Raw genomic sequence first — 16,296 nt, 5'->3', positions numbered from 1 at the left:
AACTCCTCAGCGGGCCGACAGCGCGACGGGTATGGTTTTGCGCGACGCTGCGCCAGCGGGCAGCGTCATGTCCGCCAGCGTGACGCGACGCAGGGCGTCGGCGACGACATCGTTGATCCGCCGCCAATTGGCGCGGGCGCCGCAGGACTGTTCGATCCCGCAGTGGCCGTCATGGACACTGCATTCGGTCATCGCCAGCGGGCCTTCCATCGCTTCGACGATCTCCACGAGGGAAATCTCGCTGGCCGGGCGGGCGAGACGGTAGCCGCCGGTCGCGCCACGAAAGGCCTGCACCAACCCCGCCTGCGCCAGGGGTTTCAACACTTTGGCGACCGTCGGTGCCTCCAGGCCCGCGCGCTCCGCCAAGCCGTTCGCGCTGAGCATGGTTTCGCTGGCGCTGGCCAGAACGGTCAGCACGACGGTTGCGTAGTCGGTGAGTTTGGTGACTCGAAGCATGGGTTATCGCAGGTCTCGGGCCGAGAGGATCGGCCGTCATCTTCATACAGGACTGAAATTGTACGCTTTCATCCTGAATGGCTCAATCCATGCTGCGCCAAGCGAATGATGGCGGTCATTACACCGCGCCGGCGCTGCTGCGCAGAATGCGCAACGTCCCCCCCGGACACAGGAGCCCGCCACGGGCACTGCCAGCCCACCACACCGTCCTCATCGTTCCAGTCCGCTGTCGAGCGTCTCTTCGGCGCGCGTCGTCCGCCACGTCCGCCGGCGAACGCTCGCATCTGCTGCGCTGGCGGTGACGGCTTTCGGAATCGCCAGCGGTGTTGCTTCCGTCTCGGGATCGGCGCATCGGTGATCGGCGGCATGGTCTGGGCCGCGATGCGGGCGACCGGGACGCTGTGACGAGCGGGAAAGCAGACGCCACCGCCGCGACACCACCGCCACACATGGCGCGGAATCATGGATAATTCCGAAGAATTCCAATGTGTTCGAGAGCCGCACCCCCATGTCGAAGAAAAAGATCGTCGCCCGTTTGTCGCCCATCCACGGCAATGGCGTATTCGCCGATGAAGCGATCCAGAAGGGCGATCGCATCGTGCGTTACAAGGGCAAGGTGAGGACGCACGACGAGGTGGACGAGGCCTACGGCGAAATCGACGAGAACGGCCACACCTTTCTGTTCACCCTCAACGACGACTATGTGATCGATGCCAATGTCGACGGCAATGTCGCGCGCTGGATCAATCACAGCTGCGCGCCCAACTGCGAGGCGGTACTCGAAGAAAACAGCAAGGGCAAAGGCCACAAGGACAAGGTGTTCATCGAAGCGATCCGCGAAATCGAGCCCGGCGAAGAGCTGACCTACAACTACGGGATCGTGCTCGACGAGCCGCATACCGCGAAGTTGAAGAAAATCTGGGGCTGCAAATGCGGCGCCAGGAAGTGCACGGGCACGATGCTGCAGCCCAAGCGCTGAAGCGACAGCGGCGTTCTCGCCAAACTCCGCAAGGCCGAAATGACAGCGGATACGCCGGGCATGGCGTTTCCATGACTTAAGACAGTCGTCCGCACCGGACGACTGCCGCACGATGCGGTCACGTTTCTTCCGGACCTCGCCATGCGTTCACTGCTTCTCGCGATGGTCGTCTCGCTGCCTCTGCCGACGCTCGCCCTCGACATCGACGGCAAGGTCGATCCCACGGAATGGTCCAGCGCACAGCGGGTCGACGATTTCCGCATGACCCAGCCGCTGACCCGCGAGCCGAGCCGGCACGCGACCGAAGCCTGGTACATGGCGACCGCCGATGGGCTTGCGTTCGCGTTCCGCAACCATCAACCCAGCGATGTTCCGCGCACGCGACAGCGGTTCCAGCGCGACGACAACGGCAACGTCGATCGCGTGAATGTCTATGTCGATTTCGACGGCGACGGGCGCAGCGGCTACAACTTCATGCTGGCGTTGTCCGACGGGATCGGCGATGGCACGATCGCCAACGAAAACCAGTTCAATACCGACTGGGATGGCGCCTGGCAGCATGCAGTGTCCGAGGACGGCGACAGTTGGTCCGCCGAGATCCTGATTCCCTGGCATATCGCACCGATGCGGCGTACCGACGGCGACACCCGCACGATCGGTCTTTCGCTCGACCGTGTGGTCGGCGACACCGGCGAGCGCATGGCGTGGCCGGCGGTGAGTTACACCGAGCAGCGTTACCTCAGTGCATTGCAGAAGGTCGAAGTGCCGCAGTTCAGCCAGTCGCTGCTCGCGGTCACGCCGTATATCGTCGGGCTGTACGACAACATCGATGGCGGGGCGGACATCGATGCCGGGGTCGACCTCTTCTGGAAGCCCAACGGCCAGTTCCAGCTCAGCGCCACGCTCAACCCGGATTTCGGTCAAGTCGAGAGCGACGGCATCGTCGTCAATTTCAGCGCAATCGAAACCTTCTTCGGCGACAAACGCCCGTTCTTCACCGAGAACCAGGGCTATTTCGAGGTGCCGTTCGGTTCGCTCGGCAACGCCCAGCAGTTGATCTATACCCGGCGCGTCGGCGCGCCCGCCGACGACGGCAGCGGTTCCGGCGACGTGACCGCTGCGGTCAAGATCAATGGCAGTGTCGGCGGTTTCGGCTACGGCGTGTTCGCGGCCACCGAGGGCGACAGCGTCGGTCGCGATTTTTATGCCCTGCGCGCGACCCGCGGATTCGAGGGGCAGAGCATCGGCGCGATGGTGACGCGGGTGAATCGCCCGTTCCTCGGTCGCGAGGCGACGGTATATTCCTTCGATCACCAATGGGCACCGGACGCGCGCTGGAATATCCGCACCAATCTCGTCGGCTCCAGTATCGACCAGCGTGGCGAAACCGTGCGCGATACCGGTGCCCAAGTGCGGATCGACCATGAACTCGGCGACGGCTGGCGCCAGCAGTTCTACATGCTGCATAGCGGAGGAGACCTGCAGCTCAACGACTTCGGTTTCCTCGATCGCAACAATTTCAATTACGCGCGTTATGAAATCTCGCGACGGTTCACGTCGCTGCCGGAGAGTTCACCCTACGCATCCCACCAGTGGCGGGTCGCGGCCTCGCGGCGCAGCAACGATAATGGCGTGCATATCGGCAATGCCTTCGCGGTCAACCGCAACAGTGAACGCCGCGACGGCGGCAATCAGTTCTTCGAGATCGCGGCTTGGACGCCGGGCCACGACGATCTGATCACCCGGGGCAACGGCGTGGTCGATCATCCGGGAAAGCTGTATGCGTTCGCCGAGCGCTTCTTCCCGAGGAAAAAACACTGGTCCTTCTACGGGAGCGTGAACTACAACGCCGAAGGACTCGGCGGTATCGACCGCGGGGCATGGGCGCTCTACCTTGAGCCAACCTACGCCGTCAACGACAATCTCAGCGTCTTCGCCGGCCTGGAATTGCAACGCAATCCTGACCTGACCCTGTGGCGTGGCGGCGATCTGCTGGGTACGTTCGGTTCCGAACAGGTTTTCCTCAACGCAGGCACCGCCTGGTTGATCGGCTCGAAGCAGGAACTGCGCGTCCGTCTCGAAGCGCTGGGGCTTGATGCCGAGGCCAAACGCGCTTGGCGGGTCGCGGCTGACGGTACGCCGGTGCGCAGCCACGATGCGCTCGATGATTTCGCCCTGCGCAATCTCGGCTTCCAGGTGCGCTACCGCTACGAATTCGCGCCGCTGTCGTACCTGTATCTGGCTTACGTCCGTGGGGGCTCCCTGTTCGGCGCTGGTGCCGGCCCATATTCGGTGCGGGACGAGTTCAGCGGCGCGTTCGACCTCCGCGATAGCGAGCAATTGCTGGTGAAGCTGTCCTACCGGTTCGAGATCTGAAGGCGACGGGATCTGAGGTTGCACGGCCGTCCCGACGATTACCGGTCGAGCTTGATGACCACACGTCCGTCCTGGATCAGGGTGCCGGACACCCGCCTCGAGCCGAGAGTGTCGAGCATGCGCTGCTCCAGCCGGTAGACCGGCTCGTTGCGCGCATAGTCGCGCAGCCAGCCGTTGATCAGCTCGCGTCCTGTCGTGGTCATCCGGTCGCCGAGCAACGGCAGTTGAACCGATTCCAGCTCGGGTTCTTCCAGGTACAGCGCATGGCTGCGGGTGTCGTAGCGCAGACCGCTGGTGATCGCGAAATGCCCGGTATGCCTGTCGCTACGCATGCCGAGACCGTCGATACCCACGTCGAAATCCAGGTGTAGTCGAGAACTGTCCGGTGGGATCGAGATCTGTGGCTGGCTCACGGTGAGGTCGACAAGCCCGCCTGCCGCGTCGTATCTGCGTGGGTAGTGCCTGTCGAGATACTCCTGCAACTGCGGTGTGGAGAAGACGAGCTGGTTGCCGAGCAGCGCGCTGGCGGCGTTCAGGGTCGCGCAGCCGCTCAAGTAGACTGCGACGGAGAAGAGTGCAGCGGAGCGCAGGAAAGCGCGGCGCGTGCCGGTCATGATGGCGACTCCTGGGTCAGGTCGGAAGCTGAGACCGGAAGCTTATGCCAAGAGCGTGGACTGTTGTGCCCGCCGCTCGTGCCGGATGGCTGACAATGATGCACCTTTCAGGGGTGCGCAGTACCCAAGGTGTAGCCGCGCAAACTATCGATCGCGCAGGGACGGACGTACACCGTTGAGCGTGCAGAGACGGGGATACCGCTTGTAAGCGTTCGACCGGTATTCGGGGTGTCGGTGATGCGGGAGCGTGGAGAGACAGGTCCATTGGCCATGGCAGTGAGTCGTAACGGGAGACACAAAAAAGCCGTATTCCTTGCGGAATACGGCTTTTTCTCCATCGCGGGCGAACCCGCGGGAATCATCGTACGGCTGCGGTGCTCAGGCCGTGGCGGCGTCCTTGAGTTTCTTCATCGGACGGACCTTGACCTTCACGGTGGCCGGCTTGGCGGCGAAAGTGGTTTCCTGACCGGTGAACGGATTGATGCCCTTGCGCTTCGGCTTGGCGGCAACGCTGACGGCAGTGATCTTCAGCACGCCCGGCAACACGAACATGCCAGCCCCTTTCTTGCCGACCGATGCGTGAATGGCCGCCTCGAGAGCAGCCATGACACTGCGCACGTCCTTCGCGGCGACGTCCGTCGCGCCAGCGATATGGGCGATCAGCGCGGACTTGCTCATCACGTCCTTGATCGGCTTCGGGGTAGCCGGCTTGGCAGCGGCCTTCTTGGCGGCAGGTTTCTTTTTGGTTGCCATGAGAGTTCGATTTCCTCGTCGAATGGGGTTGATTTGTGGCTGGGCCGGACGATATGCCGACTTGCGCACTGTAGGCCAAGGTCGTGCTGACGCCAAGTCCCCTGGAAGGCTTTTTTTCAGGCTTTTTTGATTTCCCTGCTTTCGGCCGACCGTGGGTTCGTGGAGTTCGGACGCAAGACACATGAGATTTCGTGGGTTCGCCCGGATAAAGCCGCGGTGGGTGCCGCCGATGGCAGCGCGATTCGATTCGTGGCAGCTCGGAACGGACCGGTCGCCATGTTGAAACTGCTTCCGGTCGCGGCTTGTTTCGGACCGGATGCTTCGAACGCTTGTGAGTCCGGGCACCCGGTTGATCGAAGCGTTCGCGGCAATCGCATCGCCCGTTCAGGCGCTGTCGAGGTCATGGGCCGTCGCCGTTCATCAATACATCCGATGCTGCACCGACGATCAATGGGTCTGCGCTGCGTGCGCTGCGCGGGTCCTTCCCAGGATATGGCAAGGTATCGAGGAAATGACGCATGCAGTTGAGTCGCGCCCGTTTCTTGTCGTCGGATTTGACGACCAGCCAAGGAGAATCCGCAGTGTCCGTATGGAAAAACATCGCATTCTTGGCTTCGGTGTATTCCGACCATTTATCCAGCGATTCCAGATCGATCGGCGAGAGCTTCCAATGCTTGAGCGGGTCGTTGCGGCGGGCTTTGAACCGTCGCAACTGCTCTTCGCGACTGACCGAGAACCAGAACTTGTAGACACGGATGCCGCTGCGCACGAGCATCCGTTCGAATTCAGGGGCTTCGCGCAGGAATTCCAGATATTCCGCAGACGAACAGAAGCCCATCACGCGTTCGACACCGGCGCGGTTGTACCAGCTGCGGTCGAAGAACACGAGTTCGCCCGCAGTCGGCAGATGTTCGATATAACGCTGGAAATACCATTGGCCCCGCTCTTGGTCGTTCGGCTTTTCCAGCGCGACCACGCGCGCGCCGCGCGGGTTGAGATGTTCGGTGAAGCGCTTGATGGCGCCACCCTTGCCTGCGGCATCGCGACCCTCGAACAGGATGATGACGCGCTGGCCCGTGGCCTTGACCCAATTCTGCACCTTCAACAATTCGATCTGCAGCCTCTTCTTTTCGGCCTCGTACTCGCCGCGGCGCAGACGGGTGCGGTAGGGGTAGCCTACGGGTAACGGTGCGCTGGTACTGTCTTCGTCGGTCAGCGGTACCGCATCCATCCTTTGCGCGGCTTCGATGGAAAGACCGGGTTCGAGCACAGGCATCGCCGCGGTGCCCACGCTCTCCGGAAGGATGTTGGCTTCCGTCGTGACTTGCGCGAGCTTGCGTGCGCGGGTCTTGCGTGGCGGATTCGGCTTGCGGGGCGCTGTGGCGCTGCGGGAACGGGGCACTGGCGAGGCTCCTGACGGCGGTGAAAATGCCCGGTACCTGCTGCGGTACGCGGGAAACCGATGTCATCGTCTGTCGACGGTGCGCGACGCGCTTGAGCAGAGTCAAGTTTTGTTCGATTTGTCAGCCTTGAATTCGCGTTCAGGCCGCTTCGTAAGCCCCGTAGCCGCGCAGGCGGCGATAGCGGAGGTCGAGCAGTTCACCGACCGGCAACGCTGCCAGCGCATCCAGTTCGTTGATCAGGATCGGCTTGAGGCGTTTCGCCATTTGCACCGGGTTGCGATGCGCGCCGCCGATGGGTTCGCGGACGATCTTGTCGATCAGGCCGAGCTCATGCAGGCGCTTTGCGGTGATTGCCATCGCCTGCGCGGCCTCCTGTTTCTTGTCTGCGGTTTTCCACAGGATCGAGGCACAGCCTTCCGGCGAGATCACCGAGTAGGTGCTGTATTCGAGCATCAGGGTGCGGTCCCCGACGCCGATTGCGAGCGCGCCGCCGGAACCGCCTTCGCCGATCACGGTGCAGAGGATCGGGACTTTCAGTTCGGACATTTCCAGCAGGTTGCGGGCGATGGCTTCGGACTGTCCGCGCTCCTCGGCATCGATCCCGGGCCATGCGCCGGCGGTGTCGATGAAGGTAAGAACCGGCAACCGGAAGCGCTCGGCCATCTTCATCAGGCGCAGCGCCTTGCGATAACCCTCGGGTTTGGGCATGCCGAAATTGCGGCGGACTTTGGCCTTGGTGTCGCGGCCTTTCTCGTGTCCGATGACCATCACGCTGCGTCCGCCGATACGGGCCAGGCCGCCGACGATGGCGTTGTCGTTGGCGAAGGCGCGGTCGCCGGCGAGTTCCTGGAACTCGTCGCAGATCACGCGCAGGTAGTCGAGCGTGTATGGCCTTGCCGGATGCCGTGCCAGCTGCGAAACCTGCCAGGCGCTGAGGTCGCGGAAGATCTGCGCGGTGCGCCGGCGCAACTTGTCCTGAAGCGCGTGGATTTCGGCGTCGATATTGACCTCGGGGCCAGTGCTGGCATGGCGCAGTTCCTGGATCTTGGCCTCCAGGTCGGCGATCGGCTTTTCGAAGTCGAGGTAATTCGGATTCATGCGCGGAGATGGGCCGTGGACCAGAGGATCGCAAGTCTAGCCGAGGATTCCGGAGAATACCGTACGACTGCGTATGGACACGCCATGGCAAGGCGGACCCGGCCGGGTCGTCATCACGGCAGTCATCAGGCCCAAGGCTTGCTCATTGCCACTTTCACCGTACGTACGCCGGGCAACGCACGCAGCCCGCTCGGCAGGTCGGCCTCCACGCGAACCGACTGCGGGCCGTTGAGATCGAGTGTGCCGGCGGTGCCTTGCGGAAGCAGCAGGTCGTAGCGCAATGGCGTTGGCCCCGGGCGATGTTGTGCGAGCAGACCGTCGATCCGCTGCATCAGCCCGGGCTCGCGCAGGTCCAGCCGCAGAGACAGCCGCTGTGCCTGTTGTGCGCAGATCTGGCGGTAGTCCCAGCAGCGCCGGGCACGCAGCGAGAAGCCGCCGCTGAATTCGTCCTCACGCAGACCACCTTCGATCACCAGGATCCGGTCCCGGGTGAGCAGCGTCTGGTATTCGAAAAATGCCTCGGCGAAGAAGGCGCATTCGATCCGTCCACGGCCGTCCTCCAGATGGACGAATGCCTGGGAGTCGCCGCGTTTGCGCATGCCGACCACTTGGCCGGCGAGAATCACGGTCGCTTCTGCACGCCATTGGCGACCACCGCCGTCCGCATCGCCGCCGGCACGCTGGCCACGCCCGCGTGAAGACTGCGCCCCTTCCCACAGCTGATCGAGCTTGCCCAGGTCGGTGCCGACCAGCGCGTTCAATTCTTCCCGATAAGGGTCGAGCGGATGGCCGCTGAGGTAATGGCCGAGGGTTTCGCGCTCACCCGCGAGCTTCTGCGACAGCGGCCAGTCCGACGTTTCCGGCAGTTCGAGTTTCAGCTCCGGTGCGGCTTCGGCGAAGCTGCCGAACAACGAGACCTGCCCTGCGTCGCGTTCGCGCGCCAGCTGCTCGGTGGCTTTCAGCACTTCCGGCAATTGCAGCAACAGCGACGGCCGGTTGCCGCCCAGCGCATCCAGCGCACCGGCGCTGACCAGGGCTTCGAGCGTGCGCCGGTTGAGCTTGCTGCTGTCGACGCGCTTGCAGAAATCGAGCAGATCGGCGTATGCGCCGCCGCGATGGCGTTCTTCCGCGATGGCATCACAGGCGCCGCGGCCGACGCCTTTCACGGCACCCAGGCCGTAGCGGATCGTATGGTCGTCCATGGCCTCGAACATGAAGCCCGACGCATTCACGTCCGGCGGCATGACCAGCAGGCCCAGCGTCCGCGCTTCGTCGAGAAAACCGACGACCTTGTCGGTGTTGTCCATGTCCGAGGACAGCACCGCCGCCATGAATTCGGCCGGGTAGTGCACCTTCAGCCACGCGGTCTGATAGGCGACCAGCGCATAGGCGGCCGAGTGCGATTTGTTGAAGCCGTACTCGGCGAATTTCTCCATCAGGTCGAAGATCTGCGTCGCGGTGCGCGGATCGACGCCGCGTTCGGCCGATCCCGCCTCGAACTTGGCGCGTTCCTTGGCCATTTCCTCGGCTTTCTTCTTGCCCATCGCGCGGCGCAGCAGGTCGGCGCCGCCCAGCGAATAGCCGGCCAGCACCTGGGCGATCTGCATCACCTGTTCCTGGTACACGATCACGCCGTAGGTCGGCTTCAGTACCGGCTCCAGCGCCGGGTGCGGATAGCTGACCTCGGTGCGACCGTGCTTGCGGTCCACCCATTCGCGATCCATCCCCGAGCCCAGCGGGCCGGGGCGGAACAGCGCGGCGAGCGCGATGATGTCTTCGAAGGTGTCGGGCTTGGCGCGCTTGAGCAGCTCGCGCATGCCCCGCGATTCGAACTGGAAGACCGCGACGGTGTCGCCGCGCGCGAACAGTTCGTAAGTCGATTTGTCGTCGAGCGGCAGATCGGTGATGTCGAGAAGGGCGTCGACCGCCGCTTTCCCGGCGTTGATCGCCTTCACGGCCCAATCGATGATCGTCAGCGTGCGCAGGCCGAGGAAGTCGAACTTCACCAGGCCGATCGTTTCGACGTCGTCCTTGTCGAACTGGGTGACCGGGTTCTTGCCGCCGCCCTGGCCGTCGTGTTCGGCGAACAGCGGGCAGAAATCCGACAGCGGATCCGGCGCGATCACCACGCCACCGGCGTGTTTGCCGGCGTTGCGGGTCAGGTCTTCGAGGTCCAGCGCCAGGTCGATGAGTTCGCGGAAATCCTCTTCGGTGTTGTAGCGCTCGACGAATTCGCCGATCGCGCGTTCCGGGTCTTTTCTGGCTTTTTCGCTGCGGCCCAGGACGTCTTCCAGCGACAGCGGGTCGGCCGGCTGCAGCGGAATCAGTTTGGCGATGCCGTCGACGAAGCCGTACGGATAGCCCAAGACGCGACCGGTGTCGCGCACCACCGCCTTCGCCGACATCGTGCCGTAGGTGATGATCTGGCTGACCCGGTCGCGACCGTACTTGGCGGCGACGTAATCGATCACCTCGTCGCGGCGGTCCATGCAGAAGTCGATGTCGAAGTCGGGCATCGACACGCGTTCGGGGTTGAGGAAACGCTCGAACAGCAGGTCGTAGGGCAGCGGATCCAGATCGGTGATGCCCAGCGCCCATGCGACCAGCGAACCGGCGCCGGAGCCGCGGCCGGGACCGACCGGGATGCCCTGCGCTTTGCCCCAGTTGATGAAGTCGGCGACGATCAGGAAGTAGCCCGGGAAGCCCATCGACACGATCACGCCAAGCTCGATTTCCAAGCGTGCGTCGTAGCTGGCGCGATCGTGGCCCGCGGCCATCGGATATTTCCGCAGGCGTTTTTCGAGACCGTCGCGCGCTTCCTTGCGCATCCAGCTGTCGAGCGTGTGGTCGCTCGGTACCGGGAATGCCGGCAGGTAGTACTTGCCCAGCGAGAGTTCGAGGTTGCAGCGTTTGGCGAGATCGACCGCGTTGTCGATCGCATCCGGCACGTCGGCGAACAGCGCCGACATCTCCTCGTTCGTTTTCAGGTACTGCTGTGCGGTGTAGTCGCGCGGGCGTTTCGGATCGTCGAGGACACGCCCGGACGAGATGCAGACGCGCGCTTCGTGGGCCTCGAAGCCGTCGGCGTCGAGAAAACGCACATCGTTGCTGGCGACGACCGGCAATCCGCGCTCGGCCGCTGCGTGCAGCGCGAACGCGTTGAACGGGGTTTCGGCTTCGAAACCGCAGCGGGTCAGTTCGAGATGGAAGCGGTCGTCGAAATGCCGCTGCCAGTCGGCCAAGGACTGCAGCGCGAGATCGGGGCGATTGCCGGCAAGCAGTTGCCCGGCCTGACTGTGGCGACCGGCGAGCGCGAACAGCCCGGCGTTGGCGTCCTGCAGCCACTGCGGGCGGACCATCACCCCGTCGTGGCGCTGGCCTTCCATCCACGCCCGGCTGAGCAGCCGCGACAGCGACAGGTAGCCGCTGCGGTCCCGGCACAGCAGGGTCAGCTTCCAGGGCGTCTCGTCGCCTTCCGCGACGCTGATGTCGGCCCCGGCGATGGGCTTGATGCCCGCACCTTCTGCAGCCTTGTAGAACTTGACCAGCGCGAACAGGTTGTTGCGGTCGGTCATCGCCACCGACGGCTGCCCTTGCGCCACGCAGCGGCCGACGAGTTCCGGGATGCGGATCGTCGAATCGGCGAGCGAATACTCGCTGTGCAGGTGGAGATGGACGAAGCGGGAGGACATCGGCGGGCCGGCAAGCGCAGCTCGTCAGGTTATGGCCCGGGGAACGTTCCGGCAAGGCTTGACGTCCGTATTTCGACCCTGCGACCGGCCGCGAGGGAGCCTCTGCCCCCTCGCGGATGGACGTTCTGGTGGGCCCATTACAGGATGATCGGGCCACCGTTGCAGCGGAACCGGCGACTGGTCCGCGAGGTCGCGCCTGAGCTGTTGGTCACGGTGACGGTCACCGTCAGGTAGTCGTTGATCGCGCAATATCCGTAGAGGTCGCTGTGTCCAGGATCGTTGATGACGGTGCCGTACACGGACCAGGCGACGGTGGCCGCGCTGCCGGAGCTGTAGTCGATGAAGCAGTAGAAGCGACCGCCACCGTTGTCCAGCGGGCAGGCGAAGGTCGTGATGGTCGGAACAGCGGCCTGCGCCGGGGTAGGGGTCATCAGACCGGCGGACAGGGTTGCAGCGAGTGCGGCAGTGAGCGCTGCGGTACGGGTGAATACGTGATGCATGTTCATCTCCTTATGGGTGCAGTGTCGGGATCGGGCGTCCCCCTGACTGCAGCGCGTGCGGTCGTTCTCTGTGGGAGGACGACGCGCGTGCCCTGACGTGCGCTGCAGCCGATCGATGGTATCAATCGTCCAGGCTGCGGACGCCTGCCGTGGCCCGGCGCGTGCGTTCCATCACGGGGTGCGCCGACGGATGGTCCTCTATCGGCCAGGGGCAGGGGTGCCGCGAACGGCCAGGGCTTCCCGTACTGGCGCGTAACTGCGCCGATGCTCCGGGCACGGCCCGTAGGCGACCAGCGCCGTGAGATGCGCCGGGCTGGGATAGCCCTTGTTGCGGTCGAAACCGTACTGCGGGTGCAGGGCATGCAGTTCGCGCATGCGCCGGTCGCGCGCGACTTTCGCGAGGATCGAGGCGGCCATGATCGCCGGCTCGATCGCATCGCCGCCGACCAGCGCTTCCGCTGGGCAGGGCAGGCCCCGGGGCAGGCGGTTGCCATCGATGCGTGCGGCGTCCGCCGATGGCGACAGCCCCTCGATCGCGCGGCGCATGCCGACGAGGGTCGCCTGCAGGATGTTGAGCCGGTCGATCTCGCCGCATTCGACGAATTCGATCCGCCATGCCAGCGCGCGCTCGACGATCAGCGGATAGAGCGCTTCGCGCCGCATTTCGCTGAGTTTCTTGGAGTCGTTCAAGCCCTCGATCGGGCGCTGCGGATCGAGGATGACGGCCGCGACCGACACCGGCCCCGCCAGCGGGCCGCGACCGGCTTCATCGACGCCAGCGATCCGCAGTGCAGGCGTGCCTGCGATCGTGGTCGGCATGCCTTCAAGCCGTCGGCCCCCGAACAGCGTCCCGGGGCCGGCGTCGCGCGAAGCTCTGCGTCGGCTCATGGTGCGATGGTGGCAGGCGCGGTGTCGACCGGTGTCGAAACCATCAATGCGGCCACCGCATCGGCGGCGCGGGCGGATGCGTCGCAGCGCAATTGCCTGTGGATATCGACGAAGCGCGGCAGCAGTGCGTCCACCATGTCCGGTTGGCCGAACCAGCGCAGGCAGGCGGCGGCCAGCTTGTCCGGCGTGCAGTCGTGCTGCAGCAATTCCGGAACCAGCGGCGCATCCGCCAGCACGTTCGGCAGACTGACGAAGCGCGACTTGAGCAGGCCGAGCCGGGTCACGATGCGGTAGGTCGTGGGCGAAATCCGGTGGCCGACCACCATCGGCCGTTTGCAGAGCATGCCTTCGAGCGCGGCCGTGCCCGATGCCAACAGCACCACGTCGCTGGCGATCATCGCGCGCTGCGCGTCGCCATCCAGCACCTGCACGCGCACCGCGAGTTTCGGCTGCAGATGCAACTGTTCGCGGATGGCGGCGGCGCATTGCGCGTTCGCCGCCGGCAACAGGATCAGCAGGGACGGAATCCGCTGCGCGATCAGGTCTGCGGCATCCAGGAAGATGGGCAGCATCCTCGCGATTTCGCCGAGCCGGCTGCCCGGCAGCAGCGCCAGCACCGGTCCGTGTTCGGGAACCGCCAGCCCATGCCGTGCGGCGCGGCGATCGGGCTCCAGCGGAATCGCATCGGCCAGTGGATGGCCGACGAAACGCGCGTCCACCGCGTGCTTCGCGTAGATCGGTGGCTCCATCGGGAACAGGCAGAGCACGCGGTCCGCGCTTTCGCCGATCTTCGCGGCGCGCTCTTCCCGCCAGGCCCAGACCGACGGGCTGACATAGTGCACGGTGCGGATGCCGCGATGCTTGAGCCATTTCTCCACGCCCAGATTGAAATCGGGCGCGTCGATGCCGATGAAGACGTCGGGGTTCCAGGCCGATACGCGCTTGCGCAGACGCCAGCGCAGTCGCAGCAGGCGCGGCAGATGCGCCAGCACTTCGGCCAGCCCCATCACCGCAAGTTCCTGACTGTCGTGCCAGGCATCCAAACCCTCCGCACGCATCGCCGGGCCGCCGATGCCGGCGAATTCCGCGTCGGGGAAGCGTATCCGCAATTCGGCGATCAGACCTGCACCGAGCTGGTCGCCGGAGGCTTCGCCTGCGACCAGGGCGATCTTCATCGGAGCTCCGTCACGGCGCGAGGCCCATGCGCGGATCAGCGCAACAGCGGCCGTTCGCCGCGTTCGATGAAATCGAGGAACGCGCGCACGTCGTCACTGGATTCGGCCAGTGCGGCGAGCTGCTGCTTGGCATCGACCAGATTCGCGCCGGACATGTACAGCGCGCGGTAGGCGCGTTTGATCGCGGCCACGCGCTCGCTGTCGAAACCGCGGCGCTTGAGACCTTCGCTGTTGATGCCGCGCGGCCGGCCGTAGTCTTCCTGCGCCACCATCAGATACGGCGGCACATCGCCGTTGACGAACGCACCCATGCCGATGAAGGCGTGCGCGCCGATCCGGCAGAACTGGTGCACGCCGGTGAAACCGCTGAGGATCACGTGGTCGCCCACTTCGACATGGCCGGCGAGCGTGGCGTTGTTCGAGAACACGCAATGATCGCCGACCCGGCAGTCGTGGGCGACATGGGTGTAGGCGAGGAACCAGTTGTGGTTGCCGATGCGGGTGATGCCGCCGCCGCTGCCGGTACCGCGGTTGATGGTGACGAACTCGCGGATGGTGTTGCCGTCGCCGATGGCCAGCGCGGTGCGCTCGCCGGCGAATTTCTTGTCCTGCGGGTCGCCGCCGATCGCGGCGTGGCCGTGGATGCGATTGTCGCGGCCGATCGTGGTCGGGCCGTGCAGGCTGCAGTGCGGGCCGATGCGGGTGTTGTCGCCGATCTCGACGCCTGGACCGATCACCGTGAACGGCCCGATCTCCACGTTCGCGCCGATGCGTGCACCGGGGTCGATCTGCGCCAGCGGACTGATGCCGGTGCGGCTCATCGTCTTCGCGCCTCAGTTCTGCGCTTCGGCGCAGAGGAAATCGGCGCGCGCGGCCTCGTTGCCGTCGACGCTGGCCGTGCCGCTGTACCAGGCCATGTTGCGGATGCGGCGCTTGATCGACACTTCCAGGGTCATGCGATCACCGGGGACGATGATCTTGCTGAAGCGGGCATTCTCGACCTTGACCAGATAGAACACCTTGTCCTCGATCGCGGCGCCTTTGCTCAACTGGTAGAGCACGCCGCCGGCCTGCGCCAGCGCTTCGATCACCAGTACGCCCGGCATCACCGGCTGCGCCGGGAAGTGGCCCTGGAAGAAGGGTTCGTTGATGGTCAGGTTCTTGTAGGCGACCACGCGCTTGTTGCGCTCGAATTCGATCACGCGATCGATCAGCAGGAACGGATACCGATGCGGCAGCAGCTTCTGGATATCGCTCGCGCTGAGCGGCAGCGCGGGCTGCAGGTCGGTGTCGCTGGTCTCGATCGACGTCATCGCGGTTCCTTGTTTCGCCCGCCGATGTCTCGGGCCAGGGCATCAAGCTGTTTGAAGCGGGCGGCGCTCTTGCGCCAGCTGCGGTTGTCCATCAGCGGCGTACCCGACGAATACTCGCCGGGCTCGCGGATCGTGCTGGTGACCAGGCTCATCGCCGTGACCACCACCCGGTCGCACACTTCCAGATGGCCAAGGATACCCGCGCCGCCGCCGATCAGGCAGTAGCGGCCGATGGTGGCGCTGCCGGCGACGGCGGAACAGCCTGCCATCGCGGTGTGCGCGCCGATACGCGCGTTGTGGCCGATCTGGATCTGGTTGTCGAGGCGCACGTCTTCTTCGAGCACGGTATCGTCGAGCGCGCCGCGGTCGATGGTGGTGTTGGCGCCGATCTCGCAATCGTCGCCGATGGTCACGCCGCCGAGTTGCGGCACCTTGAGCCAGTGGCCGTGCTCCATCGCGAGGCCGAAGCCGTCCGCCCCGAGCACCGCGCCGGGATGGATCAGCACCCTGCGGCCGAGGCGCACGCGACGGACCAGGGTGACGCGTGCGCTCAGTTCGCTGCCGGCGCCGATCGCGCAGTCCTCGCCGATGACGCAGCCCGGGCCGATGAAGGCCCCGGCATCCACGCGCGTACGCGGGCCGATGCTGACGAAGGCCGCGATGCTGGCGTCGGGCGCGATCTCCGCCGACGGGTCGATCGCCGCGCTGGCGTGGATGCCCGGCACGAATGCCGGGCGGTGGTCGAACAACGCGGACATTTTCGCGAACGCGGCGTAGGGATCCTTTGCGATCAACGCATCGCGGGCATAACCTTCGGCGTCCTCTTCGCGCATCACCACCAGGCCCGCGCGGCAGTCGTCGAGCTGGCTGCGATAGCGGGGATTGGCCAGGAACGCGAGCTGCGAAGCGCCGGCGCGCGCAAGCGTGGCGACGCCATCGATGCGACGCTCGCCGTCGCCGCGCAGGATCAGGTCGAAGCGTTCGGCCAGCGCGGCGGCGGTGTGGTGATGCGTCGGCATGGGGCGTGCGGTCCGCAGCTCAGCGCGTCG

General features: G+C 65.0%; 14 protein-coding genes. 2 read left to right on the top strand and 12 right to left on the bottom strand.

Going from position 1 to position 16,296, the window contains the following annotated elements:
- Nucleotides 1-6: 6 nt before the first annotated feature.
- Entirely contained in the window at nucleotides 7-456 is a 450-nt protein-coding gene (locus HOP03_01505; GenBank protein ID NOT86842.1) for an SUF system Fe-S cluster assembly regulator, read from the bottom strand.
- 508 nt (nucleotides 457-964) lie between these two features.
- On the opposite strand from HOP03_01505, the gene HOP03_01500 reads away from it, so the two are divergent.
- Entirely contained in the window at nucleotides 965-1,435 is a 471-nt protein-coding gene (locus tag HOP03_01500; GenBank protein NOT86841.1) for an SET domain-containing protein-lysine N-methyltransferase, read from the top strand.
- 141 nt (nucleotides 1,436-1,576) lie between these two features.
- Complete coding sequence (locus tag HOP03_01495) at nucleotides 1,577-3,811, top strand: hypothetical protein (protein NOT86840.1); 2,235 nt, start codon at nucleotides 1,577-1,579, stop codon at nucleotides 3,809-3,811.
- Between the two features lie 38 nt (nucleotides 3,812-3,849).
- Here the strand turns inward: HOP03_01495 and HOP03_01490 are convergent, their stop codons facing one another.
- The 11 genes from HOP03_01490 to lpxD form a co-directional block, all read right to left on the bottom strand.
- Nucleotides 3,850-4,425 carry a DUF1439 domain-containing protein gene (locus HOP03_01490; protein NOT86839.1) on the bottom strand — a complete coding sequence of 192 codons (576 nt, stop codon included), beginning with the start codon at nucleotides 4,423-4,425 and terminating at the stop codon, nucleotides 3,850-3,852.
- Between the two features lie 378 nt (nucleotides 4,426-4,803).
- The gene (locus tag HOP03_01485; GenBank protein NOT86838.1) at nucleotides 4,804-5,178 is read right to left on the bottom strand and encodes a DNA-binding protein; all 375 of its coding nucleotides are present in this window, start codon (nucleotides 5,176-5,178) and stop codon (nucleotides 4,804-4,806) included.
- A 400-nt stretch (nucleotides 5,179-5,578) separates the two neighbouring features.
- On the bottom strand, nucleotides 5,579-6,454 hold the full coding sequence (ppk2, locus tag HOP03_01480; GenBank protein NOT86837.1) for a polyphosphate kinase 2: 876 nt from the start codon (nucleotides 6,452-6,454) through the stop codon (nucleotides 5,579-5,581).
- A 265-nt stretch (nucleotides 6,455-6,719) separates the two neighbouring features.
- Nucleotides 6,720-7,679 (bottom strand): acetyl-CoA carboxylase carboxyltransferase subunit alpha, encoded by a 960-nt coding sequence (locus HOP03_01475; GenBank protein NOT86836.1) that lies wholly within the window; start codon nucleotides 7,677-7,679, stop codon nucleotides 6,720-6,722.
- Nucleotides 7,680-7,804: 125 nt separating this feature from the next.
- Nucleotides 7,805-11,371, bottom strand: a complete 3,567-nt coding sequence (gene dnaE, locus HOP03_01470) for a DNA polymerase III subunit alpha (protein ID NOT86835.1) — start codon at nucleotides 11,369-11,371, stop codon at nucleotides 7,805-7,807.
- Nucleotides 11,372-11,508: 137 nt separating this feature from the next.
- Nucleotides 11,509-11,871 carry a hypothetical protein gene (locus HOP03_01465; protein NOT86834.1) on the bottom strand — a complete coding sequence of 121 codons (363 nt, stop codon included), beginning with the start codon at nucleotides 11,869-11,871 and terminating at the stop codon, nucleotides 11,509-11,511.
- 198 nt (nucleotides 11,872-12,069) lie between these two features.
- The gene (gene rnhB / locus HOP03_01460; GenBank protein ID NOT86833.1) at nucleotides 12,070-12,690 is read right to left on the bottom strand and encodes a ribonuclease HII; all 621 of its coding nucleotides are present in this window, start codon (nucleotides 12,688-12,690) and stop codon (nucleotides 12,070-12,072) included.
- A gap of 65 nt (nucleotides 12,691-12,755) precedes the next feature.
- Nucleotides 12,756-13,934 carry a lipid-A-disaccharide synthase gene (gene lpxB / locus HOP03_01455; GenBank protein ID NOT86832.1) on the bottom strand — a complete coding sequence of 393 codons (1,179 nt, stop codon included), beginning with the start codon at nucleotides 13,932-13,934 and terminating at the stop codon, nucleotides 12,756-12,758.
- Between the two features lie 35 nt (nucleotides 13,935-13,969).
- Complete coding sequence (lpxA, locus tag HOP03_01450; GenBank protein ID NOT86831.1) at nucleotides 13,970-14,755, bottom strand: acyl-ACP--UDP-N-acetylglucosamine O-acyltransferase; 786 nt, start codon at nucleotides 14,753-14,755, stop codon at nucleotides 13,970-13,972.
- A gap of 12 nt (nucleotides 14,756-14,767) precedes the next feature.
- On the bottom strand, nucleotides 14,768-15,247 hold the full coding sequence (gene fabZ / locus HOP03_01445; protein ID NOT86830.1) for a 3-hydroxyacyl-ACP dehydratase FabZ: 480 nt from the start codon (nucleotides 15,245-15,247) through the stop codon (nucleotides 14,768-14,770).
- Entirely contained in the window at nucleotides 15,244-16,266 is a 1,023-nt protein-coding gene (gene lpxD, locus HOP03_01440) for a UDP-3-O-(3-hydroxymyristoyl)glucosamine N-acyltransferase (protein ID NOT86829.1), read from the bottom strand. Before lpxD ends, fabZ begins: the two co-directional genes overlap by 4 nt.
- Between the last annotated feature and the right edge of the window lie 30 nt (nucleotides 16,267-16,296).

Source organism: Lysobacter sp. (assembly GCA_013141175.1).
Taxonomy (GTDB): domain Bacteria; phylum Pseudomonadota; class Gammaproteobacteria; order Xanthomonadales; family Xanthomonadaceae; genus Lysobacter_I.
The sequence above is the reverse complement of the archived record's forward strand: the minus strand, read 5'-3'. Positions and strand labels throughout refer to the sequence as shown.